This window comes from Flavobacterium sufflavum, from assembly GCF_004016525.1.
GTDB lineage: Bacteria > Bacteroidota > Bacteroidia > Flavobacteriales > Flavobacteriaceae > Flavobacterium > Flavobacterium sufflavum.
Genome location: NZ_SACJ01000006.1, coordinates 185,298 through 210,422, shown reverse-complemented (window position 1 = coordinate 210,422; position 25,125 = coordinate 185,298). Strand labels below are relative to the sequence as shown.

19 protein-coding genes and 1 tRNA gene are annotated in these 25,125 nt (G+C 33.8%); 11 read left to right on the top strand and 9 right to left on the bottom strand.

Annotated features, from left to right (window positions below; translation table 11 throughout):
• The first annotated feature begins 148 nt into the window (after positions 1–148).
• Complete coding sequence (gene lon, locus EOD40_RS11715; protein WP_128195733.1) at positions 149–2,599, top strand: endopeptidase La; 2,451 nt, start codon at positions 149–151, stop codon at positions 2,597–2,599.
• A 99-nt stretch (positions 2,600–2,698) separates the two neighbouring features.
• Here the strand turns inward: lon and EOD40_RS11710 are convergent, their stop codons facing one another.
• The gene (locus EOD40_RS11710) at positions 2,699–3,430 is read right to left on the bottom strand and encodes a Dph6-related ATP pyrophosphatase (RefSeq protein WP_128195731.1); all 732 of its coding nucleotides are present in this window, start codon (positions 3,428–3,430) and stop codon (positions 2,699–2,701) included.
• Between the two features lie 98 nt (positions 3,431–3,528).
• Here EOD40_RS11710 and EOD40_RS11705 point away from each other — a divergent pair, with 98 nt between their 5' ends.
• The gene (locus EOD40_RS11705; RefSeq protein WP_128195729.1) at positions 3,529–5,598 is read left to right on the top strand and encodes a M1 family metallopeptidase; all 2,070 of its coding nucleotides are present in this window, start codon (positions 3,529–3,531) and stop codon (positions 5,596–5,598) included.
• On the top strand, positions 5,595–6,494 hold the full coding sequence (locus tag EOD40_RS11700) for a patatin-like phospholipase family protein (protein ID WP_128195727.1): 900 nt from the start codon (positions 5,595–5,597) through the stop codon (positions 6,492–6,494). The genes EOD40_RS11705 and EOD40_RS11700 overlap by 4 nt, the downstream gene beginning before the upstream one ends.
• A 1-nt stretch (position 6,495) precedes the next feature.
• Here EOD40_RS11700 and EOD40_RS11695 read toward each other — a convergent pair whose 3' ends face one another.
• On the bottom strand, positions 6,496–7,017 hold the full coding sequence (locus EOD40_RS11695) for a DUF7935 family protein (RefSeq protein ID WP_128195725.1): 522 nt from the start codon (positions 7,015–7,017) through the stop codon (positions 6,496–6,498).
• Positions 7,018–7,122: 105 nt separating this feature from the next.
• On the opposite strand from EOD40_RS11695, the gene EOD40_RS11690 reads away from it, so the two are divergent.
• From EOD40_RS11690 to EOD40_RS11680, 3 genes are all read left to right on the top strand, one after another.
• Entirely contained in the window at positions 7,123–7,890 is a 768-nt protein-coding gene (locus tag EOD40_RS11690) for a sulfite exporter TauE/SafE family protein (protein WP_128195723.1), read from the top strand.
• A gap of 58 nt (positions 7,891–7,948) precedes the next feature.
• Positions 7,949–10,282: an ATP-dependent helicase gene (locus EOD40_RS11685; protein WP_128195721.1), complete on the top strand. Its 2,334-nt coding sequence runs from the start codon at positions 7,949–7,951 to the stop codon at positions 10,280–10,282.
• Positions 10,283–10,381: 99 nt separating this feature from the next.
• The gene (locus EOD40_RS11680; protein WP_128195719.1) at positions 10,382–11,002 is read left to right on the top strand and encodes an L-threonylcarbamoyladenylate synthase; all 621 of its coding nucleotides are present in this window, start codon (positions 10,382–10,384) and stop codon (positions 11,000–11,002) included.
• A 127-nt stretch (positions 11,003–11,129) separates the two neighbouring features.
• Here the strand turns inward: EOD40_RS11680 and EOD40_RS11675 are convergent, their stop codons facing one another.
• The 3 genes from EOD40_RS11675 to EOD40_RS11665 form a co-directional block, all read right to left on the bottom strand.
• Positions 11,130–11,963: an OmpA/MotB family protein gene (locus tag EOD40_RS11675; protein ID WP_128195717.1), complete on the bottom strand. Its 834-nt coding sequence runs from the start codon at positions 11,961–11,963 to the stop codon at positions 11,130–11,132.
• A gap of 82 nt (positions 11,964–12,045) precedes the next feature.
• Complete coding sequence (locus EOD40_RS11670) at positions 12,046–13,035, bottom strand: glycosyltransferase family 2 protein (RefSeq protein ID WP_128195715.1); 990 nt, start codon at positions 13,033–13,035, stop codon at positions 12,046–12,048.
• 18 nt (positions 13,036–13,053) lie between these two features.
• The gene (locus EOD40_RS11665) at positions 13,054–13,497 is read right to left on the bottom strand and encodes a type I restriction enzyme HsdR N-terminal domain-containing protein (protein WP_128195714.1); all 444 of its coding nucleotides are present in this window, start codon (positions 13,495–13,497) and stop codon (positions 13,054–13,056) included.
• A gap of 79 nt (positions 13,498–13,576) precedes the next feature.
• Between EOD40_RS11665 and holA the strand changes: the two genes are divergently transcribed.
• The 3 genes from holA (at position 13,577) to ettA (ending at position 16,572) form a co-directional block, all read left to right on the top strand.
• The gene (gene holA / locus EOD40_RS11660) at positions 13,577–14,581 is read left to right on the top strand and encodes a DNA polymerase III subunit delta (RefSeq protein WP_128195712.1); all 1,005 of its coding nucleotides are present in this window, start codon (positions 13,577–13,579) and stop codon (positions 14,579–14,581) included.
• A 44-nt stretch (positions 14,582–14,625) separates the two neighbouring features.
• Entirely contained in the window at positions 14,626–14,808 is a 183-nt protein-coding gene (locus EOD40_RS11655; RefSeq protein ID WP_026713689.1) for a CAL67264 family membrane protein, read from the top strand.
• A 69-nt stretch (positions 14,809–14,877) separates the two neighbouring features.
• Positions 14,878–16,572: an energy-dependent translational throttle protein EttA gene (ettA, locus tag EOD40_RS11650; protein ID WP_128195710.1), complete on the top strand. Its 1,695-nt coding sequence runs from the start codon at positions 14,878–14,880 to the stop codon at positions 16,570–16,572.
• A gap of 89 nt (positions 16,573–16,661) precedes the next feature.
• Here the strand turns inward: ettA and EOD40_RS11645 are convergent, their stop codons facing one another.
• Both EOD40_RS11645 and EOD40_RS11640 read right to left on the bottom strand, forming a co-directional pair.
• Positions 16,662–17,507: a hypothetical protein gene (locus EOD40_RS11645; RefSeq protein WP_128195708.1), complete on the bottom strand. Its 846-nt coding sequence runs from the start codon at positions 17,505–17,507 to the stop codon at positions 16,662–16,664.
• Positions 17,508–17,646: 139 nt separating this feature from the next.
• The gene (locus tag EOD40_RS11640) at positions 17,647–19,434 is read right to left on the bottom strand and encodes an ABC transporter ATP-binding protein (protein WP_128195706.1); all 1,788 of its coding nucleotides are present in this window, start codon (positions 19,432–19,434) and stop codon (positions 17,647–17,649) included.
• Between the two features lie 210 nt (positions 19,435–19,644).
• Here EOD40_RS11640 and EOD40_RS11635 point away from each other — a divergent pair.
• Both EOD40_RS11635 and EOD40_RS11630 read left to right on the top strand, forming a co-directional pair.
• Positions 19,645–19,719: transfer RNA gene (locus EOD40_RS11635), tRNA-Val, on the top strand.
• A gap of 272 nt (positions 19,720–19,991) precedes the next feature.
• A complete protein-coding gene (locus EOD40_RS11630; RefSeq protein WP_128195704.1) occupies positions 19,992–21,233 on the top strand; it encodes a site-specific integrase in 1,242 nt (413 codons plus the stop codon).
• Between the two features lie 326 nt (positions 21,234–21,559).
• Here the strand turns inward: EOD40_RS11630 and EOD40_RS11625 are convergent, their stop codons facing one another.
• Complete coding sequence (locus EOD40_RS11625; protein WP_128195702.1) at positions 21,560–22,669, bottom strand: cytochrome-c peroxidase; 1,110 nt, start codon at positions 22,667–22,669, stop codon at positions 21,560–21,562.
• Between the two features lie 21 nt (positions 22,670–22,690).
• Positions 22,691–24,862 carry a TonB-dependent receptor family protein gene (locus EOD40_RS11620; RefSeq protein ID WP_128195700.1) on the bottom strand — a complete coding sequence of 724 codons (2,172 nt, stop codon included), beginning with the start codon at positions 24,860–24,862 and terminating at the stop codon, positions 22,691–22,693.
• Positions 24,863–25,125: the final 263 nt, after the last annotated feature.

The following is a 25,125-nucleotide window of genomic DNA, read 5'->3' as shown; positions in this document are numbered from 1 at the left end:
TTTTATGGCACAATGATTGACTTATAAATACTAATAAATGCAATTTGTTTTTGTTATTGTTTGATTTTCAATAATGTAAAACACATAAATACTAACTTTGTTATTAGATGGGTAAAATATTTAATGACAAAAAGACTTAAATTACACTATGTCAAAACATAAAATACTTACTATTGACAATCTGTCACAACAAGAATTCGATTCAGAAGCTGAATTAATACCTTTATTGACACCAGAAGACGAAGAGGAAATGATGAAGGAAGAATTACCGGAATCTTTGCCAATTCTACCATTGCGCAATATGGTTTTGTTTCCTGGGGTTGTTATTCCTATTACTGCAGGGAGAGATAAATCGATTAAACTGATTGATGACACTAATGCCGGTGGGAAAATAATAGGTGTTGTTGCCCAAAAAGATGAAGAAATTGAAGATCCTACTAAAGAAGATATCAATTCCGTAGGTACAGTTGCGCGTATTTTGCGTGTTCTTAAAATGCCTGACGGAACTACAACAGTAATTCTTCAGGGTAAAAAACGTTTTGAAATCGAATCGGTAACTTCTGAAGATCCATATATTTCAGCGGTAATCAAAGATTTTTCAGAAGAACGTCCGGATAAAGACGATTCTGAATTTTTGGCAATTCTTGATTCAATCAGAGAATTGGCTATTCAGATTATTAAAGTAAGCCCTAATATTCCAAGTGAAGCTACTTTTGCTATAAAAAACATTGAGAGTCAGTCTTTTTTAATCAATTTTGTTACTTCTAACATGAATTTATCAGTTAAAGAAAAACAGGATTTATTAGCTATCAATAGTTTAAAAGACAGAGCTTTAGAGACTCTTAAGTATATGAATGTTGAGTTGCAGAAACTCGAACTTAAAAATGACATTCAATCTAAAGTGCGTTTTGATTTAGACCAACAACAAAGAGAATATTTTCTTCATCAACAGATGAAAACCATACAGGAAGAATTAGGTGGTTCGACTCAGGAAGAAGAAATGGACGAAATGTTAGTAAAGTCTAAGTCGAAAAAATGGGATGAAAAAACGCAGGCTATTTTTGAAAAGGAATTGGCAAAAATGCGCCGAATGAATCCGCAAGCTCCTGATTTTGGTATCCAAAGAAATTACATGGAATTGCTATTGGATTTGCCATGGAATGAATTTTCGAAAGATAATTTTGATTTAAAAAATGCTCAAAAAATTCTTGACAGAGACCATTTTGGATTGGAAGAAGTAAAGAAAAGAATGATAGAGCATTTAGCTGTTTTGAAGTTGAGAAACGACATGAAATCGCCTATTATTTGCTTAACAGGGCCTCCGGGAGTTGGTAAAACATCTATTGGTCGTTCGGTTGCAGAGGCTTTAGGGAGAGAGTATGTTCGTATTTCTTTAGGAGGTTTGCGTGATGAAGCCGAAATTCGTGGACATAGAAAAACTTATATTGGGGCTATGCCTGGTAGAATTATTCAAAGTTTAAAAAAGGCAGGAACATCAAATCCTGTGTTTGTTTTGGATGAAATTGATAAATTATCTAACAGTAATCATGGGGATCCGTCTTCAGCTTTGTTAGAGGTTTTAGATCCGGAACAAAATAGCTCTTTCTATGATAATTTTGTCGAATTAGGATATGATTTGTCTAAGGTGATGTTTATTGCTACATCCAACAATATGAGTGCTATTCAGCCGGCTTTGAAAGATCGTATGGAGATCATCAAAATGTCAGGTTATACAATTGAGGAAAAAGTAGAAATTGCCAAACAACATTTGTTTCCTCGTCAATTGAAAGAACACGGATTGACTTCGAAAGATTTGACTATTGGAAAAAAACAATTAGAAAAAATTGTTGAAGGCTACACCCGTGAATCTGGAGTTCGTGGACTGGAAGCTAAAATTGCCCAGGTAATTAGAAATGCAGCAAAATCGGTTGCAATGGAGGAGGAGTACAATAAAAAAGTAACTGATGAAGATATTGTAAAAGTTTTAGGTGTCCCAAGATTAGAGCGCGATAAATACGAAAGTAATGATGTTGCTGGAGTGGTTACAGGACTGGCTTGGACCAGTGTTGGAGGAGATATTCTTTTTATTGAATCCTTGCTTTCACCAGGAAAAGGCGGTATGAGTATTACCGGGAATTTAGGTACTGTGATGAAAGAATCGGCTACGATTGCTTTGGAATATATAAAAGCAAATGTGGATCAATTAGGTTTGAATTCTGAATTGTTATCCAAATACAATATTCATTTGCATGTTCCGGAAGGAGCTACACCAAAAGACGGACCAAGTGCAGGAATTGCGATGTTAACTTCGTTAGTATCTCTTTTTACGCAAAAAAGAGTGAAGAAAAATATTGCCATGACGGGCGAAATTACACTTAGAGGAAAAGTATTGCCTGTAGGTGGAATTAAAGAAAAAATATTAGCCGCTAAAAGAGCAAATATTAAAGAAATTATCTTGTGTCATGAGAACAAAAGTGATGTTGATGAAATAAAACCGGAATATCTAACGGGAGTTACTTTTCATTATGTAAAAGAAATGAGTGAAGTTCTGGCTATTGCCATCACCGACCAAAAGGTGAAAAATGCTAAGAAATTATAAAAACACAGATTTCAATAAGTGTGCAAAACAATATTTACCGCAAATTCACAAATTATTTAATTTGAGAATTTGCGGTTTATTTTTTCTAAAAATCTTGTGTTATTTCGGAATTAAATCACAATACCAAAAACCATAATCATAAGCAGTAGTGTCGTTTGTATCGCAAGCGGTGTTGGAAGATTCTTGTTTTGGCTTTTCATATTTTCGATACACAATTTCGCCTATTTCAAAATCGATCGGTTTTTGAAAAATAGGCCCATCAAAACTAAAAGTATGGAATTCGCCATTTTCTCCGCACACATCAACATTTTCGGGTAAATCATCAATAAATTGCTGGTCAATTATTCTTCCCACAAAACTTTTGTCTAAAAAGCGTTCGTTGACACATACCACAATTGTTTTAAAACCTAAAGAAATGAATTCCTGAATCAAATCATGAGTTGGTATTTTCCAAATAGGAAAAACACCTTCAAATCCCATGGTTGCTAATTTATCTTCACGGTATTTACGTAAATCTTCCAGAAAAATATCTCCAAAAACTGAATGGGTAATTCCTTTGGTTTTTAGTTTTTCCAATGTTTGCTGCATCACATTTTCATATACTTCCATCGTAGGCATTTCATGAATTTGCATAATATCTAATGGAATTCCGATACTTTGGGCTTGTTGTTCCAGTAATTCGACTCTCACGCCATGCATGGAAATACGCTGATATTGCTGATTGACACTGGTTAACAAACAGTTGATTTCAAATTCAGAATCTTGCAGGATTTTGTATAAGGCTAAAGCAGAATCTTTTCCGCTGCTCCAGTTAAAAAGGGCTTTCTTCAACTTAATTTTATTAAAAGTTTAAGAGGTAAACATACAAAATACTTCCAATAGTTTACTAAAGCTTTGTAACTTTGGATTTCCAGCTTAATTTGCTTTAAATGAAATACCTTTTTCTTTTTATTTCTTCTTTTGTTTTTGCCCAACAAACAAAAAAAGTCGATTTCACTTCGGTTTCAGCTCATTTGAGTTTAAATGCTGTCGAAAAATCGATTACCGGTAACGTAAATTATTCTTTTGAAATTTTGAAGCCTACAGATACTTTAAAAATTGATGCGCAAAACATGAATTTTTCTAGGGTAATGCTGAATCAAAAGAATGTTCAGTTCATAAATTCAGGGAAACAGTTGCTTGTTGTTTATCCGTTTCAAAAAGGGAAAAACGAACTGGTTTTTGATTACACAGTGACACCAAAACAAAGCCTGTATTTTGTAGGTTCTGCAAATTCAGAAGATACGCAAATCTGGACACAGGGACAGGGAAAATATACCAGTAATTGGTTTCCTAGTTTTGAAGATGTGAATGAAAAAGTAATTTTCAATCTTGAGATTAAATTCGATTCTGCTTATCAGGTCATTTCTAATGGTGTTTTAAATTATAAAAACAGCAATGGTCAAGAAAGTGTTTGGCAATATCAAATGAAAAAACCGATGAGTTCTTATTTATTAATGCTCGCCATTGGCAATTTCGAAAAGCGAACCCAATTTTCCAAAAGCAAGATACCTCTCGATTTATATATAGAAAAAAAGGATAGACCCCGATTTGAACCTACTTATCGCTATTCGACACAAATATTTAATTTTTTAGAGAAAGAAATTGGCGTAAAATACCCTTGGCAAGTGTACAAGCAAGTTCCTGTACGTGATTTTTTGTATGCCGGAATGGAAAATACTTCGGCTACTTTGTTTGCGACACGCTATGTTGTAGATTCAATTGGGTTTGAAGACCGCAATTATACTAATGTAGAAGCGCATGAGTTGGCGCATCAATGGTTTGGTAATTTAATTACAGCAGCGAGTGGAAAACACCATTGGTTGCAGGAAGGTTTTGCTACTTATTTCGCTTTATTGGCTGAAAAATCGATTTACGGAGAAGATTATTTTTATTCTAAAATGTACGAATCCATTCAGCAAATAAAATATGCCTCCAGAACGGATACCATTCCTGTTTTGAACGAAAAAGCGAGTTCATTGAGTTATTATCAAAAAGGAGCTTGGGCGTTGTTTGCGTTGCATCAGGAAATAGGAGATAAGGCATTTAAAAAAATCATTAAGAACTATTTAAAAAAGTATGCTTTTCAGGCTGTAACAACGGAAGATTTCTTAGCAGAAGTAAAAAAAGTAAGTCGTTTTGATACGGATACTTTTTCTGAAGAATGGCTGGAATCAACGGCAATTAATACTCAAAAAGTCAATGCGTTATTGGTTAAAAATAAAATAACTAAGATATTATTAGAACTGGATAAAATGAAGTCGAAACCTTTAGCTGAAAAAGAAGGTTTTTTTAGGCTAATTCTAATGTCAGATGCTTTTCATACAGCGAAAGAAATGGTTGTTGACCAACTTAGAAATGAAACTTTTGAAGCTAAAAAACAGTTTTTACAATTGGCTTTGGAAACTAATGATCTTCAGGTTCGTCAGGCAGTGGCTTATTCATTGCCTAAAATCCCTGAAGAGTTTAGAACTGATTACGAAAGTCTTTTGGATGATGACTCTTATCAAACACAGGAAATTGCATTGCTGTATTTATGGAGAAACTTTCCAAAACAGCGATTGGATTATTTAGAAAAATCAAAAAAATGGATTGGTTTCAACGACTATAACCTTAGAACTTTATGGCTGTCATTGGCTTTAATGACTCCTGAATATTCAAATAAAAAACAGCAGCTGATTGATGAACTAATCAATTATTCATCTGAAAAATATGAAGCTACAACCAGGCAAAATGCTTTAGAAAAACTAATTGGATTTCAGCTGATTAATGATGTGGTTTTGACTAATTTAGTAAAAGCAACCACGCATCATATGTGGCAATTTTCTAAATTTGGACGCGATACGATTCGAACTTTATTGAAAAATCAAGAACATAAAGATTCCTTTATTCGAATTTTACCAAGTTTGGACGAAAAAGAGCAGTTTCAGTTGAATCGATTATTAAATGAAAAAATATGAGAGCATTGGTTATTTCGGGAGGAGGAAGCAAAGGAGCATTTGCAGGCGGTGTTGCCCAATTTTTATTGGAAAACAAGAAAATCAAATACAATTTGTTGATTGGAACTTCTACCGGAAGTTTACTCATTCCTCATTTAGCTCTGGGAAATATCGAAAAAATACATCGTATTTACACCAATGTGGATATGCGGAAAATTTTCAATATCAATCCGTTTATCGTTAAAAAAAAGAATGGAATAGATACAGTCAGTATTAATCATTTTAATGTGTTATTGCAGTTTTTTAGAGGAAAAAGAACCTTTGGCGAAAGCAAAAAATTACGTTCTTACATTAAGAGAAATTTGTCTATTGTTGAATTTAACCAATTAAAAGCCTTAGAAACAGAAGTTGTGGTTACCGTTACGAATCTTACCACGAATCAATCAGAATACAAATCCATTAAAGACTGTACTTATGATGAATTCTGCGATTGGATTTGGATTTCAAGTAATTATATTCCTTTTATGAGTTTAGTCACTAAAAAAGGATTTGATTATGCCGATGGAGGTTTTTCCAGTTTGGTGCCTATTCAGGAAGCAATTAATCGGGGAGCAACTGAAATTGATGTTGTTATTTTAGAAACCGAAAAATCAACTCCCAGAGCAGCCATTGGAAGAAACCCTTTTTCACTATTGATTGATTTGTTTCAAATTGAGTTAGACCAAATTGAAAAACACGATATTTTATTAGGAACCTTGTCGGCTTCTTATAATAATGTTAAGTTGAACCTTTATTACACGCCAATTGATTTAACTAACAATGCTTTGATTTTTAATAAAGTAAAGATGAAGCAATGGTGGCAAGAAGGATTTCAATATGCTTTGAAAAAAAGCGAATCTATGGAGGCTGTTAAATAATTTACCACAATTCGGCTACTTCATTTTTTATAAAAGCCAAGGCGGTGTTGCTTGGTGATGTTTTGTCAAACAATTCTTTGATGACAAAAGTTCTCAATTCATCAGCATTGGTAACTTTTTCGTTTTTAGCTGCTGTGCGAATCATTTGTACAATTGCATTTTTAGCAGTTAAAATAACTGTCCAACATTTATCAGAAACATAAATTTGCTGCGCTATATTGTGATCAAATTCCTGTTCAATTTGGGCAATTACATAATTTTCGTAATCGTTTTTGTCATTAGAAATAGGATTGATACGCACCATCAATTGTGATGGATTAATGCGTTCCATCAATAATGTCAACCTTTCATAAGCCTGTAATCGCAAAGGCAAAGCAATTTTTTGATTGTCTTTTTGCAATAACCAACTTCGGGTGTTTTGTTGGTCTTTAAAATGTGATTGGAATAAAAAATAAGCAACTCCGCCTGTTATTAATGATGGGATTGTATAAGCCAGTATTTCTATGATATTTGTTGAATCCATTTTTTAAAATTTGAAAGCAAAAATAGAATTTTTGTTGGGAATTCCATTTTATTTATAAAGCAATAAACAAAATGGAATGGTATTTTTGCAAAAAATAAAACACCAATGGAATCATATATTCTTATCCTGTTATGTTTGGCGGCTTTTGCAGCTGGTTTTATAGATGCCATTGTGGGAGGCGGTGGACTGATTCAAACTCCGGTGGGTTTAATTTTATTGCCTAATTTACCGGTTGCAACAATTATCGGAACCCTGAAAATTCCAGCTTTTAGTGGTACTTCTTTTGCAGCTTTTCAATATCTGAAAAGAGTGAAGATGAACTGGAAATTATTATTCATCATGATGGGAGTAGCTTTGCCTTCTGCCTTTTTAGGTTCGACGGTATTGACTTACATGAGTAATGATTTCATGAAACCTTTATTGCTGTTCATCCTTTCGTTATTGGCTATTTACACCTATGTCAAGAAAAATTTCGGCCAGCATGTCGAAAACAATAACTCCGAAAAACAACAGATAGGCTATGCTATTTTAATCAGTTTTGTGGTTGGTTTTTATGATGGATTCATAGGGCCGGGTACAGGAAGTTTTTTTGTGGTGGCTTTTATCGCTTTGCTGGGATTTGATTTTCTTCATGCTTCCGCAAATGCTAAAATGGTGAATCTGTCGACTAATTTTGGTTCTATTTGTCTTTTTATATTAAAAGGAAAAATCATCTGGGCTCTTGCTATTCCTATGGCAATCAGCAATGCGTTGGGGGGCTGGGTTGGTGCCAAACTGGCTATTCATAAAGGAAACGGATTTATTCGTGTATTCTTTTTGGTCGTGGTCATCGGAACCTTGATTCGGTTTGCCTATGATGTGTTTTATAAATAGGAAAGCACTCTTTTTTTAATTCTTAAATTCTTATTTTTGCTTCATATAGAATAGCTCCATGCAAAATTACATCAATCAACTCAACGAAGCACAACGCGCACCAGTACTACAAAAAGAAGGCCCAATGATTATTATTGCCGGTGCCGGTTCTGGAAAAACCCGTGTGTTAACCATCAGAATTGCCTATTTGATGCATCAGGGAATTGATGCTTTTAATATTTTGTCGCTTACGTTTACCAATAAAGCGGCACGTGAGATGAAAAATCGTATCGCTGATATTGTAGGTGCCAGCGAAGCCAAAAATCTTTGGATGGGAACTTTTCACTCTATTTTTGCTAAAATTTTACGTTCGGAAGCGGACAAATTAGGATATCCTTCCAATTTTACTATTTACGATTCCCAGGATTCGCTTCGCGCCATTTCGGGAATCATCAAAGAAATGCAATTGGATAGGGATATCTATAAACCTAAGCAGGTTTTAAGCCGAATTTCGACGTTTAAAAATAGTTTGATTACCGTAAAAGCTTATTTTAACGATCCTGAATTGCAAGAAGCCGATGCGATGTCTAAGAAGCCCAGAATGGGAGAAATTTATCAGGCTTATGTAGACCGTTGTTTCAAGTCCGGAGCTATGGATTTTGATGATTTGTTGTTGAAAACTAATGAATTATTGACTCGTTTTCCAGAGGTTTTGGCCAAATATCAAAACCGTTTCCGTTATATTTTGGTTGATGAGTACCAGGATACTAATCATTCGCAGTATTTGATTGTTCGCGCCTTATCGGATAAATTCCAGAATATTTGTGTGGTAGGAGATGATGCGCAGAGTATTTATGCTTTTCGAGGAGCGAACATCAATAATATTTTAAACTTCCAAAAAGATTACCAGGGAGTAAACACTTACCGATTAGAGCAAAATTATCGTTCGACACGAAATATTGTTGAAGCGGCTAATACGGTTATGGATCACAATAAAACCAAATTGGATAAGGTAGTTTGGACCGCCAATGATTTTGGTCCAAAGATAAAAGTACACCGTAGCTTAACCGATGCTGAAGAGGGACGATTTGTTGCCAGTACCATTTTCGAACAAAAAATGCAGCACCAAATGACTAATGGTCAATTTGCTATTTTGTATCGAACCAATGCACAATCCCGTGCTATGGAGGATGCGTTGCGTAAAAGAGATATTCCGTATCGAATTTATGGAGGCTTGTCTTTTTACCAAAGAAAAGAGATAAAAGACGTTTTGTGTTATCTGCGATTAGTTCTTAATCCAAAAGATGAGGAAGCTTTAATGCGTGTTATCAATTATCCGGCGCGTGGAATAGGGGATACTACTGTTGAAAAACTGACTGTGGCGGCTAATCATTATAAAAGATCAATATTTGAAGTGATGCAGAATATTGATCGTATCGATTTGAAACTGAATTCGGGAACTAAACAGAAATTACAGGATTTTGTAACGATGATTCAGAGTTTTCAGGTAATCAACGAAAATCAGGATGCTTTTTATATTACCGACCATGTTTCTAAAAAAACAGGATTGGTTCAGGAATTAAAAAAAGATGCCACGCCAGAAGGAATGGCAAAAATCCAGAATATCGAAGAACTATTAAACGGTATTAAAGATTTTACTGAAGGACAAAGAGAAATTGACGGTGCTAGAGGTTCATTGGCTGAATTTATGGAAGATGTGGCTTTGGCTACTGATTTGGATAAAGATACCAGCGATGAAGATCGTGTCGCTTTGATGACGATTCACCTGGCAAAAGGATTGGAATTTCCTCATGTTTTTGTAGTGGGAATGGAAGAAGATTTGTTTCCGTCGGCTATGAGTATGAGTACCCGTTCTGAATTAGAAGAAGAACGCCGTTTATTTTATGTGGCTTTAACAAGAGCGGAACATCAGGCGTATTTGACATATGCACAATCGCGTTACCGTTGGGGAAAACTGACAGATAGTGAACCTTCGCGTTTTATTGAAGAAATCGATGCACAATTTTTAGAATATCTAACGTCAGCCGAAACCAATTATCGTTTTAAACCAATGATTGATAAGGATGTTTTTGGTGATGTGGACAAGTCTAAATTGCGATTGGCTAAACCTACTAATGCGACACCACCAAAATACATTACTGATAATCAACCCAAACCAGAAGCACAAATTAGAAAACTAAAACCGGTTTCGTCTAATGCGCCTTCAGGAGCGGCGAACTTATTCGATAATAAATTGGCTGCCGGAAATATTGTGATGCACGAGCGTTTTGGTCGTGGACAAGTATTGAACTTAGAAGGTGTTGGTGCCGATAAAAAAGCAGAAATCAAATTTGAAGTGGGAGGGATTAAAAAGCTTTTGCTAAGATTTGCTAAGTTGGATGTGATTGGGTAGAATAGAGACAGCAGAAAGAAAGCAGAAATTAGAAGGTACCTGAATTATTCAATAGATTTTCTTAACTTTAATAATGGTTCTAAGAAATAAAAACAACAAATGGCAGAATTTATAAAAATATACGAAGACAAACCCTCTGAAGCAGCTATTGCCAAAGTAGTTAAGATCTTAAGAGATGGCGGTTTGGTGATTTACCCAACGGACACTGTTTACGGTTTAGGTTGTGATATTACCAATTCGAGAGCTTTGGAACGAATTGCAAAAATTAAAGGAGTAAAGCTTGATAAAGCTAAATTCTCATTCATTTGTCATGATTTGAGTAATCTGTCGGATTATGTGAAGCAAATTGACACGGCTACTTTTAAAATTTTAAAAAGAGCTTTGCCAGGACCTTATACTTTTATTTTGCCAGGGAATAATAATTTGCCAAAAGAATTCAAAAAGAAAACAACAGTAGGTATTCGTGTGCCTGAAAACAATATTACTTTGGAAATTGTAAGAGTACTTGGAAATCCCATTGTTACAACCTCTATTCGTGATGAGGATGATGTAGTGGAATATACTACCGATCCGGAATTAATTTTCGAAAAATGGCAAAATTTAGTTGATGCTGTTATCGATGGTGGCTATGGAGACAATGTAGCTTCTACTATTATTGACTTATCAGGACATGAACCTGAAGTTATCAGAGAAGGAAAAGGGGATTTGGATATACTATAGTTCAGTTTTTAGAAAGCAGAAAGCAGCAATCAGTTTAAAACATAAAAAAAACGTCCCGATTTCTCAGGACGTTTTTTTTGTAAAGTGTAAACTAATCCCGATAACTATCGGGACTGTTTACTGCCTACTATTTTTGTTGTTTTTTCATTTCTTTTTCAACCATATCATAGAATTGGTCAATTTTAGGTAAAACAACAATACGGGTTCTTCTGTTTCTAGCTCTGTTTTCAGCAGAACTGTTGTCAACTAAAGGAACATAAGAACTTCTACCTGCAGCGATTAATTGCTCTGGTTTAACTCCTAATTCGTTAGTTAACACACGAACAATTGAAGTGGAACGTTTCACACTTAAATCCCAGTTGTCTAACAAGATATTGTTTCCAATGTAAGGTACATTATCAGTATGTCCTTCTACCATACATTCAAAATCAGGTTTGTCATTTACCACTTTAGCTACCTTAGCTAAAACTGCTTTTGCTCTATCAGTTACATTATAGCTTCCAGATTTGAATAATAATTTGTCAGCGATAGAAATAAATACCACTCCTTTTTCAACATTGATTTCGATATCCGGGTCGTTTAAACCAACAGCACTTTTTAAACTGGTAACAACAGCAAGTGTAACACTGTCTTTCTTAGTTAAAGCGTCTTGCATTCTGCTGATTTTCAAATCTTTTTCTTTGATAGATTCTAAAGCTTTTTCAATGTTTTCAGCACCTTTTGTAGTCAAAATTGTCATTTCCTTAGAAGTATTGATCAATGTTTGATTGTGCTCTTTTAAACCTTCAACTCTGGCTGATAATCCTGCTTTTTCTTCAAGACAAGCATTTAATTTAACAGTAGCAGTATTTAATAAATCTTGAGTCTCTTTGTTTTTGGCTTCTAAAGCAGTGTATTTCTTTTTAGATACACATGAAGTTAAAAGAGCGAGTACCGAAAGGGCAATTACAACTTTTTTCATAAATTTTATTAGTTTTTAAGTTTTGAGTTTTGACAAATTTAGTTTTTAATGTTTAGAATGTAAATATAAATTAATGTTAAAATTATTTTACAAAGACCTTGCCATTCTTCACATAGTAATCAATAACGATGCTTTTGAGTGTATAGTATTGTTTTGATTGAAAATTGTCTCTCTTTTTATAAGTTTTTGAAAATAAGGAGTAAAAAGCAAAATGAGCTTTTATAATTGCCCAACAATGGCTGAATTTTCCTTGAAAAACAAAATGAATTCCGGCCACTCCATCTAACAACATTCGAGTAAGTAAAACCCAATACAAACTTTCTTTGGGTAAATTTTTAACCAACATTAATAATGAATTTCGGAAATTCAGAAAAGTTTTTTTCGGATTTCCCTGTTTCAAAGTGGCACCACCCACATGATATACTACCGAATCAGGGTTGTATTTGATCTGGTGTCCTTTGTTTTTGGCACGCCAGCATACATCAATTTCTTCCTGATGTGCAAAAAAATCAGCATCGAAGCCTTTTAATTCATGGTAAACTTTGCTTCGAATAAAAAAACAGGCTCCTGAAGCCCAAGTTATTTCACGGGCATCATTATATTGTCCGTTATCTTTTTCGATAGTTTCAAAAATACGTCCGCGACAATAAGGATAGCCATATTTGTCAATGAAACCACCGGCAGCACCGGCATATTCAAAGTATTCCTTGTTTTTTAAATCCAATAATTTAGGCTGGATAATAGCTGTTTTGGGTTCGTTTTCAAAAGTTTCTAAAATAGGGTTCAGCCAATTTTCGGTTACTTCAATATCTGAATTTACCAATGCATAAATTTCGGCATCAATGTGTTGTAAAGCTTCGTTATAACCTTTGGCAAAACCATAATTACCAGTATTTTTTACAATTTTTATAGTTGGAAAATGTTTTTCAACAAAGGAAACAGAATCATCGGTTGAAGCGTTATCGGCAACATAAATACTGGCTTCAGGCGAATATTGAACCACAGAAGGTAAAAATTGTTCTAATAACTGGATTCCATTCCAATTGAGGATAACAACGGCTATTTTTTTCAAAGTATCTTTTTTGTTTTCTTAGTTATAATCTGGAAGTTCAGCTTGAAATTGGTATTTTTCATTCTCATAATCCATTTGGCAAAAATAATGATTCAATCCATTGCTTACCATCAAAAAACTGGATTTCATTGTCATATTGTAGCGGGCAATTTGGTCAAAAGTCCCCTGGGTGATTTTTACTTCGGGTGCTTTGCATTCGACTAAAATATGGATGGAGCCATCAGGGTTAAAAACAACCACATCATATCTTTTTCTTAATCCGTTGACCAATAATACTTTTTCGACATTGATTAAGGATTTTGGATATTTCTTTTCTTCCAATAAAAACCGAACCACATGCTGACGAACCCATTCTTCGGGAGTAAGAATGATGAATTTTTTCCTGATTTCATCAAAAATTGCCGTTTTATTTTCGCTATTTTTGAAACGAAAAGTATAAGCTTGAAAATTGAGTTTTTGCATGAGGCAAAAGTATTAAATAAGTTTAAAGATTGAAGTTTTCAAATCTGAAATCTGAAATCTAAAATCTGCAATCTAAAAAATGGACGAAGTCATAAAAATTGTAAACGATATAAAATCCGGAAACATCAAACCTATTTATTTTTTGATGGGAGAGGAACCTTATTATATAGATAAGTTATCGGATTATATTGAAGAAAATGTTTTATCTGAAGACGAAAAAGGATTTAATCAGACGGTGATGTATGGCAGGGATGTTTCGGTTGAAGATATTGTTTCGACAGCTAAGCGTTACCCAATGATGGCCGAACGTCAGGTGGTGATTGTAAAAGAAGCTCAGGATTTGACTAAAACCATCGATAAATTAGAAGCCTATGTCGAAAACCCAATGCTTTCTACCGTTTTAGTTTTTTGTTACAAATACAAAACCTTGGACAAACGTAAAAAAGTAACTAAGGCTATAGCTAAAAACGGAGTCGTTTATGAGAGTAAAAAACTCTATGAAAATCAGGTAGGCGATTGGATAAAACGAGTTTTGTCAGGAAAAAAATATGCAATCGAACCCAAGGCTTCAGCTATGTTAGTCGAGTTTTTAGGAACTGATTTGAGTAAGATAAATAATGAACTCGAAAAATTACAGATTATTTTACCCAAAGGGAGCACTATTTCTCCAAAAGATATTGAAGAAAACATTGGATTCAGCAAAGATTTTAATGTATTTGAATTACGAAAAGCCATTGGAGAACGCAATCAATTAAAAGCATACACGATTGCCGAAAATTTTGCCAGTAATCCTAAAGAAAACCCGATGGTTGTTACCACAAGTCTGGTTTTTGGATTCTTTGTGCAATTATTAAAATACCACGGATTAAAAGACAAAAATCCTAAGAATGTAGCGACTGTTTTAGGGGTAAATCCCTTTTTCTTAAAGGAGTATGATCTGGCTTTGAAAAATTATCCGATGCGAAAAGTAAGTCAAATTGTAGCTGCATTAAGAGAAATTGATGTTAAAAGCAAAGGAGTAGGAGCTAACGTCTTGTCTAATGCCGATTTATTAAAAGAAATGCTGTATCATATTTTTAATTAGCATTATAAATTAACGATATTTGCATTTTAAAAACTACCACAATAATGGGAATGAATAAGAATACCATCTTAGGATGGGCTACTTTTATAATGATTGTAATGGGATTAATCTTAATTGCTTTAGGTATCTTCAAATACCGGGATGTTTCAGGTATTGGATTTGCTGCCGTGGGAATAGGATTTTTTGCCATTGCATGGGTCTTTAGTTCATTAAAAGGAAGAGTTTAAAAAATATCAATTGCAAAATTCAATTGCAATTTCAATAAAATAATAAGTAATAAAATTAAATAATAAAAAATGTCAGACGATAAGAAAGTAATATTCTCAATGCAAAAATTGAGTAAAACCTATCAGGGAGCAGATAAGCCAGTGTTGAAAAACATCTATTTGAGTTTCTTTTACGGGGCTAAGATTGGTATTCTGGGTTTAAATGGTTCAGGTAAATCTTCTCTTTTAAAAATTATTGCCGGAGTTGATAAAAACTATCAGGGAGATGTTGTTTTTCAACCAGGTTACACTGTTGGATATTTGGAACAGGAACCTATTTTGGATGATTCTAAAACTGTTTTAGAAATTGTTCAGGAAGGTGTTGCCGAAACGATGGCTGTATTAGATGAATACAACAAAATCAATGATTTATTTGGTCTTGAAGAAAACTATTCCGATCCGGATAAAATGGATAAGTTAATGGAGCGTCAAGCTGCTTTACAGGATAAAATTGATGCTTTAGGTGCTTGGGAAATCGATACAAAATTAGAAATCGCAATGGATGCTTTGCGTACTCCGGATGGAGATACGCCTATTAAGAATCTTTCAGGAGGAGAGCGTCGTCGTGTAGCTTTATGTCGTTTGTTGTTGCAACAGCCTGATGTATTGTTATTAGATGAACCTACGAATCACTTGGATGCTGAGTCTGTACTTTGGTTAGAGCAGCATTTAGCACAATATTCAGGAACTGTAATTGCTGTAACGCACGACCGTTATTTCCTGGATAATGTTGCAGGCTGGATTTTGGAATTGGATAGAGGAGAAGGTATTCCTTGGAAAGGGAATTATTCTTCTTGGTTAGACCAAAAATCAAACCGTTTGGCACAAGAAGAAAAAGTAGCTTCGAAAAGAAGAAAAACCTTGGAGCGTGAGTTGGACTGGGTTCGTCAAGGAGCTAAAGGTCGTCAAACCAAACAAAAAGCGCGTTTGCAGAACTACGATAAGTTGTTAAATGAAGACCAAAAACAATTGGATGAGAAGTTAGAAATCTATATTCCAAATGGTCCACGTTTAGGAACTAATGTTATTGAAGCTAAAAATGTTGCCAAAGCCTTTGGAGATAAATTATTGTATGATAATTTGAACTTCACTTTGCCACAAGCTGGAATTGTTGGAATTATAGGGCCAAACGGTGCCGGTAAATCGACTATTTTCAAAATGATTATGGGCGAACAACAAACGGATAGCGGAGAATTTTCTGTTGGTGATACCGTAAAAATTGCTTACGTAGATCAGGCGCATTCTAATATTGATCCAAATAAATCCATTTGGGAAAACTTTGCTGATGGACAGGAGTTGATTATGATGGGAGGAAAACAAGTGAATTCAAGAGCTTATTTATCCCGTTTTAACTTTGGTGGTGGTGAACAAAACAAGAAAGTATCAATGCTTTCTGGTGGTGAGCGTAACCGTTTGCACTTGGCAATGACTTTGAAAGAAGAAGGAAACGTATTGTTGCTGGATGAGCCAACGAATGATTTGGATGTAAATACACTTCGTGCACTTGAAGAAGGTTTAGAAAATTTCGCCGGATGTGCCGTAGTTATTTCGCACGACAGATGGTTCTTAGACCGTATTTGTACCCACATTTTAGCTTTCGAAGGAAACTCTGATGTTTATTTCTTCGAAGGAAGTTTTACCGAATATGAAGAAAATAAAAAGAAACGTCTTGGTGGTGATTTAACTCCAAAACGTTTGAAATACAGAAAATTAATTAGAGGTTAATTTTTTATTAAAAAAGCTAAAACCGCAAATTTTAATAGAATTTGCGGTTTTTTTTATGATTTTTTCAGAGTTAATCTTACGATCTTTTGTTATTCAAATTTTTTGTAAGTAATAGTGCGAATGGATGTTATGGTATCATTTTTTAGGTCACATATTTTCACAATGTTATTATTTTTATCATATTCATATTTGGTTTTATACACATCTAATGATTTAAAACCACTTTCTGTTTGATTATTATTTTTATCATAAGAATAAAAATGAGTTGTACTCTTTTTACCATTAAATATTAGATAATTACCAATTAAATTTCCAATCTTATTATATTGGTATATTTCTTCTTCAAATAATTTTTCATTTGAAGAATAAGTCTTTGTCTTTATTAATTTGTTTTTCTTTGAATAAAAATATTCTTGTGTAAGCGAAAAATCTGTTTTATCTGACCGTTTGGTATATAGTGCTTTTTTAAAATTATTATTGTCATATTCGATTCTTCTATAAACTATATTCTTATTTAGATCAATTTGTTTGGTTTCAATGTTATTTCCCTTTTCATCATATTTGTAATTCGTAGTATAGTTAAAATCAAATGCTTTCCCTCTCTTTAACCAAATATTTGATTCTATTAATTGATCACTTTCATATCGATTACTTAAATAATTTATAGTGTCTTGTTCTGAAGAAAAGACCACACTAGTGAGTAAAAGTCCATTTCTACTGTATGTTTTATGAGATTTTAATATACTGTCTTTACTACTATTTACTTGATGAGTATATTCGAAACTTTCACTAATATTATTTTTACTTCTAATATTTATTTCCTTTTCTAAATATTCCGGATCACTCTTTTTGGTATTGTATGTTTTATATATTTGAGCAAACAGATTACTGTTAAGTGATAAAAGTAATACCAATAGAAATTTTGTTATTTTCATTTGTGTTTTGTTAGACTTTTTTGATAAATGTAATAAATTACTACTTAGTAAGAAAATATCTATTTCAATTGTTTTTTGAGATACTAAAAAAGGGATGATTTACAAGAAATCATCCCTTTTTTTATGTGTCCTTATTTAGTTATGAATGACTAAATTGTAGATTACTCAGGTTTTTATAAATTCCATTTTCTAAGGCAATTAATTCAGAGTGTGTGCCTTGTTCGCTAATAACACCATTATCAATTACTAAAATTTGGTCGGCTGAGCGAATCGTAGATAAACGGTGGGCAATAATAATGCTTGTTCTTCCTTCCATCAAAATTTCTAAAGCTTCCTGAACTAATTTTTCGCTTTCACTGTCTAACGAAGAAGTAGCTTCGTCTAATATTAAAATACTTGGATTTTTAAGTAAAGCACGGGCAATGGCAATACGCTGCCTTTGGCCACCTGACAATTTGATTCCTCTTTCGCCAACAACAGTTTCCATTTTTTCAGGAAAACTTTCGATAAAATTGTAAGCATTGGCTTGTTTGGCTGCCAGTAGAATTTCTTCGTCCGTGGCATTTGGTTTTCCGTAAGCGATGTTTTCTTTTATGGTTCCACCAAATAAAATCACATCCTGAGGCACAATACTCATGTTCCCACGAAGATTTTCCAAATCAAAATCATAGATATTTTTATCATCAATTAAAATTTCACCGCTATCAATATCATAAAAACGCAATAATAAAGAAGCAATGGTTGATTTTCCAACACCACTAGGGCCTACAATGGCAATTTTTTGACCAAAATTAGCCGTGAAATTGACATCTTTCAACACCTTAATTTCTTTTCTGGATGGATAACTAAAAGCAACATTTTTGAAAGTCACATTTCCTTTTATTTTTTCAATCGAAGCTGTATGTGGAGTAGCATTGATTTTTTCAGGAGTTTCTTCTAATAATTCGAAAACACGTTCTGTCGCTCCAATTGCTTTTTGAACCTGAGCATACAATTCGGCAATTCCTCCCGAAGAAGCTCCAACATAACTGGAATATAAAATGAAAGTAAACAATTCGCCCACAGTGATTTCACCACCAATACTTAATTGAACACCGTACCAAACCACAGCCACGATAGTTCCAAACAAACAAATGATGATGAAAGAAGCAAAATAACCTCTTAATTGCCCACCTTTGATAGCAATTTTGACTACTTCTTTAATTTTTCCTTGATAGCGGGCAATTTCGTACCATTCGTTAGCGAAAGCTTTTACAATACTAATTCCCTGCATGGTCTCTTCAACAACCACCTGACTTTCGGCAACCTGATCTTGCACTTTTTTGGAATATTTTCGAATAAATCGACCAAAAAGTACTGCAGCAACTCCCACCAAAGGCACCACAGAAACCATCATAATTGTCAACTTGATATTGATACTGGCAAGCATAATAAAACTACCAATAATCAATATAAACTGACGAAGAAATTCAGCAATTGTTGAGGTTAAAGTATCCTGAATTTGGGTGATATCATTACTGATTCTACTGTTCAATTCTCCAACTCTTTTTTGTGAAAAGAATGTCATAGGGAGTTTTACTAAATTAGTGTATAATGCCAATCGAACGTTGGCCAGGGTATTTTCGGTAAAATTGACAAACAAAGACAATCTGAAAAAAGAAAACACCGATTGTAATATTAAAACCAATCCTAATCCTAAGGCAATTTGGTTTGCTAAACCGGAATCTTTTTTATTAACGCAGTCTACAAGCATTCCCATGAATTTTGGGAAAGCCAATGCAGTGACACTGGTAAGCAGTAAAAAAATCAAACCTATGTAAAATTTCCAACTGTTGTTGCCTGCATATTTAAAGATAATTTTTGCCTTATTAAGCGAGCTTGCCGTTATTTTTGATTTTGGTAAATCATTCTCTTTGTATCTAGCCATTCTTAATTTTATTTTAGAATGCAAATGTACTACTATAAGGCAGTGTTAGCAAAAAAATATGCCAAGCCTTAGTTTGTTTAAAAGACTGGATTTGAGACTTAAAGAAAATAAGCCTGATTTTTTATTGATTTATTTTCAAATTTTGCTTGCAAATATAAAATCTAGCTGTATATTTGCACTCGCAATCAACAATGATAGCAAAACAAAATAGGGCGATTAGCTCAGCTGGTTCAGAGCACCTCGTTTACACCGAGGGGGTCGGGGGTTCGAACCCCTCATCGCCCACAAGTTTAATAACAAATGGTTTCAAAAGCCGATAAATCTTATGATTTATCGGCTTTTTTCTTTGTGGCATATACCAAATTATTCATTCAATCTTAATCGGAAAGGGATAAAATCGAGACCCTGAAAAAAACACAATTCAGGGTCTCGCTAAATCTTCTCAATCCTTGCAAACAGTCGTACTAACAACCAGTTCAATGCTTGTTCAGAATATGTACATCTTGTTTGTTATCCTTTAGAAAATTAAATTGAATACTAATTAAAAGGTCACCACCATGAAAGCTAAAATCACTTTACACATTTATGCGAAAACCACAAAAGCTAATGCAGCCGGACAATTACCAATTTATATTCGATTAACCGTTGATGGACAACGCTTCGAATTTAGTTCCAAGAAATTTATTGAAAAATCCAAATGGTCTCCAGAACTATCCAAAATGAAAGGTAACTCGGAAGAAGCCAGAACAATAAATAATTATCTTGATTTAATGAAATCTAAGGTTTTTGACATTCAAATGGAGCTAATTCATAAAAACGAAGAATTATCCCTGGAGAATTTCAAGTCAAGAATATTAGGAACTCACCAACGTGAGCGAATGATAATTCCAATTTATCAAAATCACAATGACAAAATTGAGGAACTTATAGGAAATGGATATGCTTATGGAACTTTAGAACGCTTCAAAATATCTTTGAAACATCTGCAAGAATTCATTTTGTGGAAATATAATATTACTGATATAAGTATCAATAAGATTGATTTTGCCTTTGTAACCGAATTTGAATTCTATTTGCGAAGCGTTAAAAAATGCAACAACAATACAGCTGTAAAATATGTTAGAAATTTCAGGAAAATAATAAAGATTTGTTTGGATAACGATTGGTTAGATAAAAATCCTTGTAGCCGATATGAAGGAAAAATGAAAGAAGTGGAACGAGATTTTCTTACTGAACAAGAACTAAGTAGAATTTACAACAAACGGTTTTCATCAGAGCGATTAACACTAGTTAAGGATATTTTTATATTCTCGTGTTACACCGGTTTAGCTTATGTAGATGTAAAAGGATTAAAGAAAGATCATATCGGAATTGGAATTGATGGCCAGAAATGGATATTCAAAAACCGCCAGAAAACAGATACCAAGTCCAAAATACCTATACTACCAATCGCAGAAGAATTGATTCAAAAGTATTCCAATCATCCAAAATGTTTAAATGAAGATAGTATTTTCCCAATTTTGACTAACCAAAAGATGAATGCTTACCTAAAAGAAGTTGGAGATCTATGTGATATTTCAAAAGAAATAACTTTTCATATGGCTCGACATACATTCGCAACATCAGTAACACTTACAAATGGTGTTCCCATTGAAACTGTAAGCAAAATGCTAGGACATAAAAATATACAGACTACACAGCATTATGCCAAAATATTAGATAAAAAAGTAAGTGAGGATATGAAAATTCTTCGAGATAAATTTAATCCTAGAAAAATTGTAGATGGAACTAACTTATAAGAATTTACAATTTAACATCAGATTTCAAGACGACACTATTCTAAAATTAAATGATAATTAGCATTAACTAAAAAACCTCGTTTAAAATAACTTAAACGAGGTCTTTATTTTATTTAAAATTTATATTGAAATCATTTAAGTTTTCAATATTGTAAACTGTTATAACCAAAATTTTAACCCCACCATTCAATATAAATCCGTCTATTGGTGTGTAAACTTCTCTAAATTGAGTTTTTTGAACTGTACCTTACATATTCTCTCATTTTGATTGTAAGTTTACAAAGCAAAAAATTAGGATTACAATAACCCTGATTTTTTGTTTCATTTTATTTATAACCGTCTGTTAGCGTTTTCATAAAAGCTACAATATCTTTTTCTTCTTGAAGCGTCAATCCTAGATTTCCCAACTCGTCATGATTCACTGTTTCTGGAATTTCTGCTGTGGGGAAAGTTTCAACATCCCTACGATTATAAAAATGTACTACCTCTTCCAATGTGTTGTAAAATCCATTGTGAAAATAAGGAGCTGAAATTGCCACGTTTCTCAAAGAAGGAACTTTAAATTTCCCATTATGGCTGGCATCATTTACAATCGCTCCAAGACCATAGTCTACTGCATTTGCACCTAATGGATTATTTGAGGCTGGAATAGTATAAAACGGATTGTTTGGGTTCTTGGGAACTCCAATGTTATCATAGGTAAAATCGGTAAACAATACTTTTCCGCTATCTTCATCAGGATCGGAAATATGACAAGCTGCACAATTTCCTTTATCTGCTGTATTAAATAGTTGCAATCCTCTAAGTTCCTGCTGAGTGAGTGTTGCCTGATCTTTGAGATAATAATCGTATTTGGAAGAAAAAGGATTCACTTCCTTTGATTTTTCAAAAGTAGCAATAGCATCTGCAATATTGTCGAAAATCGTTTGTACATTCTCACTATTTCCATATACCTTTTGGTAGAGTGCATAGTAAGGTGCCTGTCTTAGTTTTGTAACCAGCATCTCAACACTTATAAGGTTCATTTCCAACGGATTCATAAACGGCTTTTTAGCTTGTTCTTCAAGTGTGTTTACTCGACCGTCCAAAAAGAAACCTCCAATATATGTTCCATCCACTGCGTCATAATGCAAGGTTGGTGCAAACATAGTGTAGGCTACATTGGGAGCATTTCGGTTGCCAAAAAGACCATCTAGCGCTCCTTCTGAAACAATGTTGTGGTTTAGATCAGAAAAACCCGTCTGCGGATTATGGCAGGTAGCACAGGATTGTCCTCCAGGATTAGATAAGTTCTTGTCAAAAAAAAGTTCTTTTCCTAAGGCAACTTTATCAATAGGGGTAACAAAAGTATAATCCCTGTCGTCCTCACAAGATAGTAGCATTGTTGTACCTAATATTGCAATAAATAATCTCAGGTAATGGTTGGCATTTCTCATTATACTAAAAGATTATGTGAATTAAAAATGAGCATTAAAACCGACATAGAAACTTCTTCCTACAGCAGGGATAATTCCAGGTCCAGGATATTCATCGGTTCTTCTTGTAAAATAAGCTTTATCGGCAATATTGTTAACTCCAAATTTAAGTCCGAAATTATTAAACTTGTAATTACCACTAAAGTCCAATACAGTATAAGAAGGAATACGTCCCGCAATAGGGTCATCACTTTTTTCAACATTGGAAGCGTCACCATAAGCATCTCCTATAAAGTTTGCCTGAAGAGTACCTGATAATTTTTTACTGTTAAAAATAAGACCTATTCTGTTGATTGTTTTTGCCGCAGCTTCAACTCTTTTTCCTTTAAATTCTCCAGAGGTATATTGAGCATCAATGTAAGAAAATGAATTAAATACATTCAATCCGAATTTTGAGTTTTCATCCAAACATTTTAAGATATTTAGCTCCACATAACTCTCAATTCCTTTATGAACACTATTGGCTACATTGGTACGAACAGAATATTCATCTCCGGTAACTTCATCAGTTCGCAAAACAAGCCCCACACGGTTATTATACCTCATATAAAATCCACTGATATCAAAGTTTAAATAGCTTTTGATAGTACCTCGGTAACCCAAATCGGAATTATAGCCTTTGGCATCCTTCAAATTGGGGTCAACATAAGAAACAACACCGATTGGCTCTAATTGTGAATAGTCCATCGGGCGGTATGCCTGACTGAAATTCGCATAAAAAGAAGACGTTTTATTCGTTTTATATTCTAATCCTGTTCCGAATAACATAAAATAACGGTTTCTGCTTTGGTCAGTGGTTAACTTGTCCAAGTCTTCAATTTTATAACCCTTTGCTGTACTTTTTAAATATTCAAATCGAACGCCCGGAGTAATAGTAAATTTATCTGAAACCTTAAAAATGTTTTCCACAAAAGGAGCTATATTGGTAGTTGTAAAATCAAAATTGTATTCCCAATCTCCTGTAATAGACAGATCAAAATCACTATTTGTAGTACCCTCGCCACCACCTAAACGTTTAAACCAAGCATAACTATGTCTAATTCCCGCAGCTAGGGTTGATTTTTGATTTCCTAAACTGTAGTTTTGAGAAACACGCAGTTCAGTAGTAATATTATTCATATCTTCCTTTTCTACCTCACGAGGAACAAAAGCTCCTGTTGCAGGGTCAATAGTATCATCAGCACCTGGGCCTCCGTCTTCATTTCTCCAAACCAATGAACGGTTACTGAATAAGTAAGATGTTTTTAAACTGATTTTAGTATTTTCTGCAGGATTAAAATTAGCATAACCCGTCACAATGTTCCAAGGACTTTTCAACCAGTTTCTTGTTCTTGTAGATTGTTTAGGATCGTTATTGAATTGTCCATCAGACAAACCTCCAGGCATTTTCAATTGGTTGCGAAGTAAAGAGTATTCCACGCCCATTTTAAACCTATCCGAAGCATTATACTGAATTTTACCAAAAGCGGACAATTGCCATTGCTGACTGTTGGCTCTATAACCATCCATGTTCCTGTATTGCACATAACCGTAATAGCTTATCTTGTTATAATTTCCACCCATGGAGTTAAAGGAATTAAACATACCAAAACTGCCCATTGTCTGAGAGGTTTTAAATTCAAATGGCTTTTTTAATGGGGCATCATCTAAAACGTAATTTACCAATCCTCCAAATTGAGAACCAAACTGCAAAGAAGCTGCTCCTCTAACCAATTCAATACGCTTGACAGCTTCCATTGGTGGTAAATAATAAGCTTCATTGTAACCGTAAACATCAGCACTGATATTATAGCCATTCTGACGGGTATTCATTTCAATACTTTGGGTAGGATTCAATCCTCTAGTGGCAATACCATTGGCAGTAAATCCACTACTTTCTGTTTCAACGATATTAAGCCCAGGTATTCTTCCTAATATTTGGCGTGTATTGTTTATGGCTTTATTAGCGTCTAAACTATCCACAAGAATAACTTCAGTTTTCTTTCCTGCGTAAATAATACCGTCCTTTTCGTCTAACAAATGACCGATACCATTTAATGTTTTATACCCCTTAACGACAACTTCCTCTAAATCGGTTGATTTATCTTTTCCTGTTTCTTGTGCCGTTCCAATTACAGAAAATAGTATTGCGCTTGCAAAAATTATTTTTCTCATTCTTATTTAGATTAATTCTACAGCAGCAAATGTAACAGGTTGATTTTATTTATACTAATTATAAATAAAATATTTTTTCACTTTTATTTAACAAAAAAATAATCAACTGATATTCAATATGTAATATCTGTTTTTAGATTTTAAACTGATTATTAAATCTTTTTTAGATAAAAAATATTTAAGTTTTTTCGGATGCAGTTGAATGTAGTACATGTTATATTTCTCAAATTTGGCTTTCTTATTGCCTAAAAAAATCAAAAAAA

Excerpts from the sequence above, each read along its gene's own strand:
- lon (WP_128195733.1), top strand. The coding sequence starts at position 149 with ATGTCAAAACATAAAATACTTACTATTGACAATCTGTCACAACAAGAA.
- EOD40_RS11705 (WP_128195729.1), top strand. The coding sequence starts at position 3,529 with ATGAAATACCTTTTTCTTTTTATTTCTTCTTTTGTTTTTGCCCAACAA.
- EOD40_RS11700 (WP_128195727.1), top strand. The coding sequence starts at position 5,595 with ATGAGAGCATTGGTTATTTCGGGAGGAGGAAGCAAAGGAGCATTTGCA.
- EOD40_RS11695 (WP_128195725.1), bottom strand. The coding sequence starts at position 7,017 with ATGGATTCAACAAATATCATAGAAATACTGGCTTATACAATCCCATCA.
- EOD40_RS11690 (WP_128195723.1), top strand. The coding sequence starts at position 7,123 with ATGGAATCATATATTCTTATCCTGTTATGTTTGGCGGCTTTTGCAGCT.
- EOD40_RS11685 (WP_128195721.1), top strand. The coding sequence starts at position 7,949 with ATGCAAAATTACATCAATCAACTCAACGAAGCACAACGCGCACCAGTA.
- EOD40_RS11680 (WP_128195719.1), top strand. The coding sequence starts at position 10,382 with ATGGCAGAATTTATAAAAATATACGAAGACAAACCCTCTGAAGCAGCT.
- EOD40_RS11675 (WP_128195717.1), bottom strand. The coding sequence starts at position 11,963 with ATGAAAAAAGTTGTAATTGCCCTTTCGGTACTCGCTCTTTTAACTTCA.
- EOD40_RS11665 (WP_128195714.1), bottom strand. The coding sequence starts at position 13,497 with ATGCAAAAACTCAATTTTCAAGCTTATACTTTTCGTTTCAAAAATAGC.
- holA (WP_128195712.1), top strand. The coding sequence starts at position 13,577 with ATGGACGAAGTCATAAAAATTGTAAACGATATAAAATCCGGAAACATC.
- EOD40_RS11655 (WP_026713689.1), top strand. The coding sequence starts at position 14,626 with ATGGGAATGAATAAGAATACCATCTTAGGATGGGCTACTTTTATAATG.
- ettA (WP_128195710.1), top strand. The coding sequence starts at position 14,878 with ATGTCAGACGATAAGAAAGTAATATTCTCAATGCAAAAATTGAGTAAA.
- EOD40_RS11645 (WP_128195708.1), bottom strand. The coding sequence starts at position 17,507 with ATGAAAATAACAAAATTTCTATTGGTATTACTTTTATCACTTAACAGT.
- EOD40_RS11640 (WP_128195706.1), bottom strand. The coding sequence starts at position 19,434 with ATGGCTAGATACAAAGAGAATGATTTACCAAAATCAAAAATAACGGCA.
- EOD40_RS11630 (WP_128195704.1), top strand. The coding sequence starts at position 19,992 with ATGAAAGCTAAAATCACTTTACACATTTATGCGAAAACCACAAAAGCT.
- EOD40_RS11625 (WP_128195702.1), bottom strand. The coding sequence starts at position 22,669 with ATGAGAAATGCCAACCATTACCTGAGATTATTTATTGCAATATTAGGT.
- EOD40_RS11620 (WP_128195700.1), bottom strand. The coding sequence starts at position 24,862 with ATGAGAAAAATAATTTTTGCAAGCGCAATACTATTTTCTGTAATTGGA.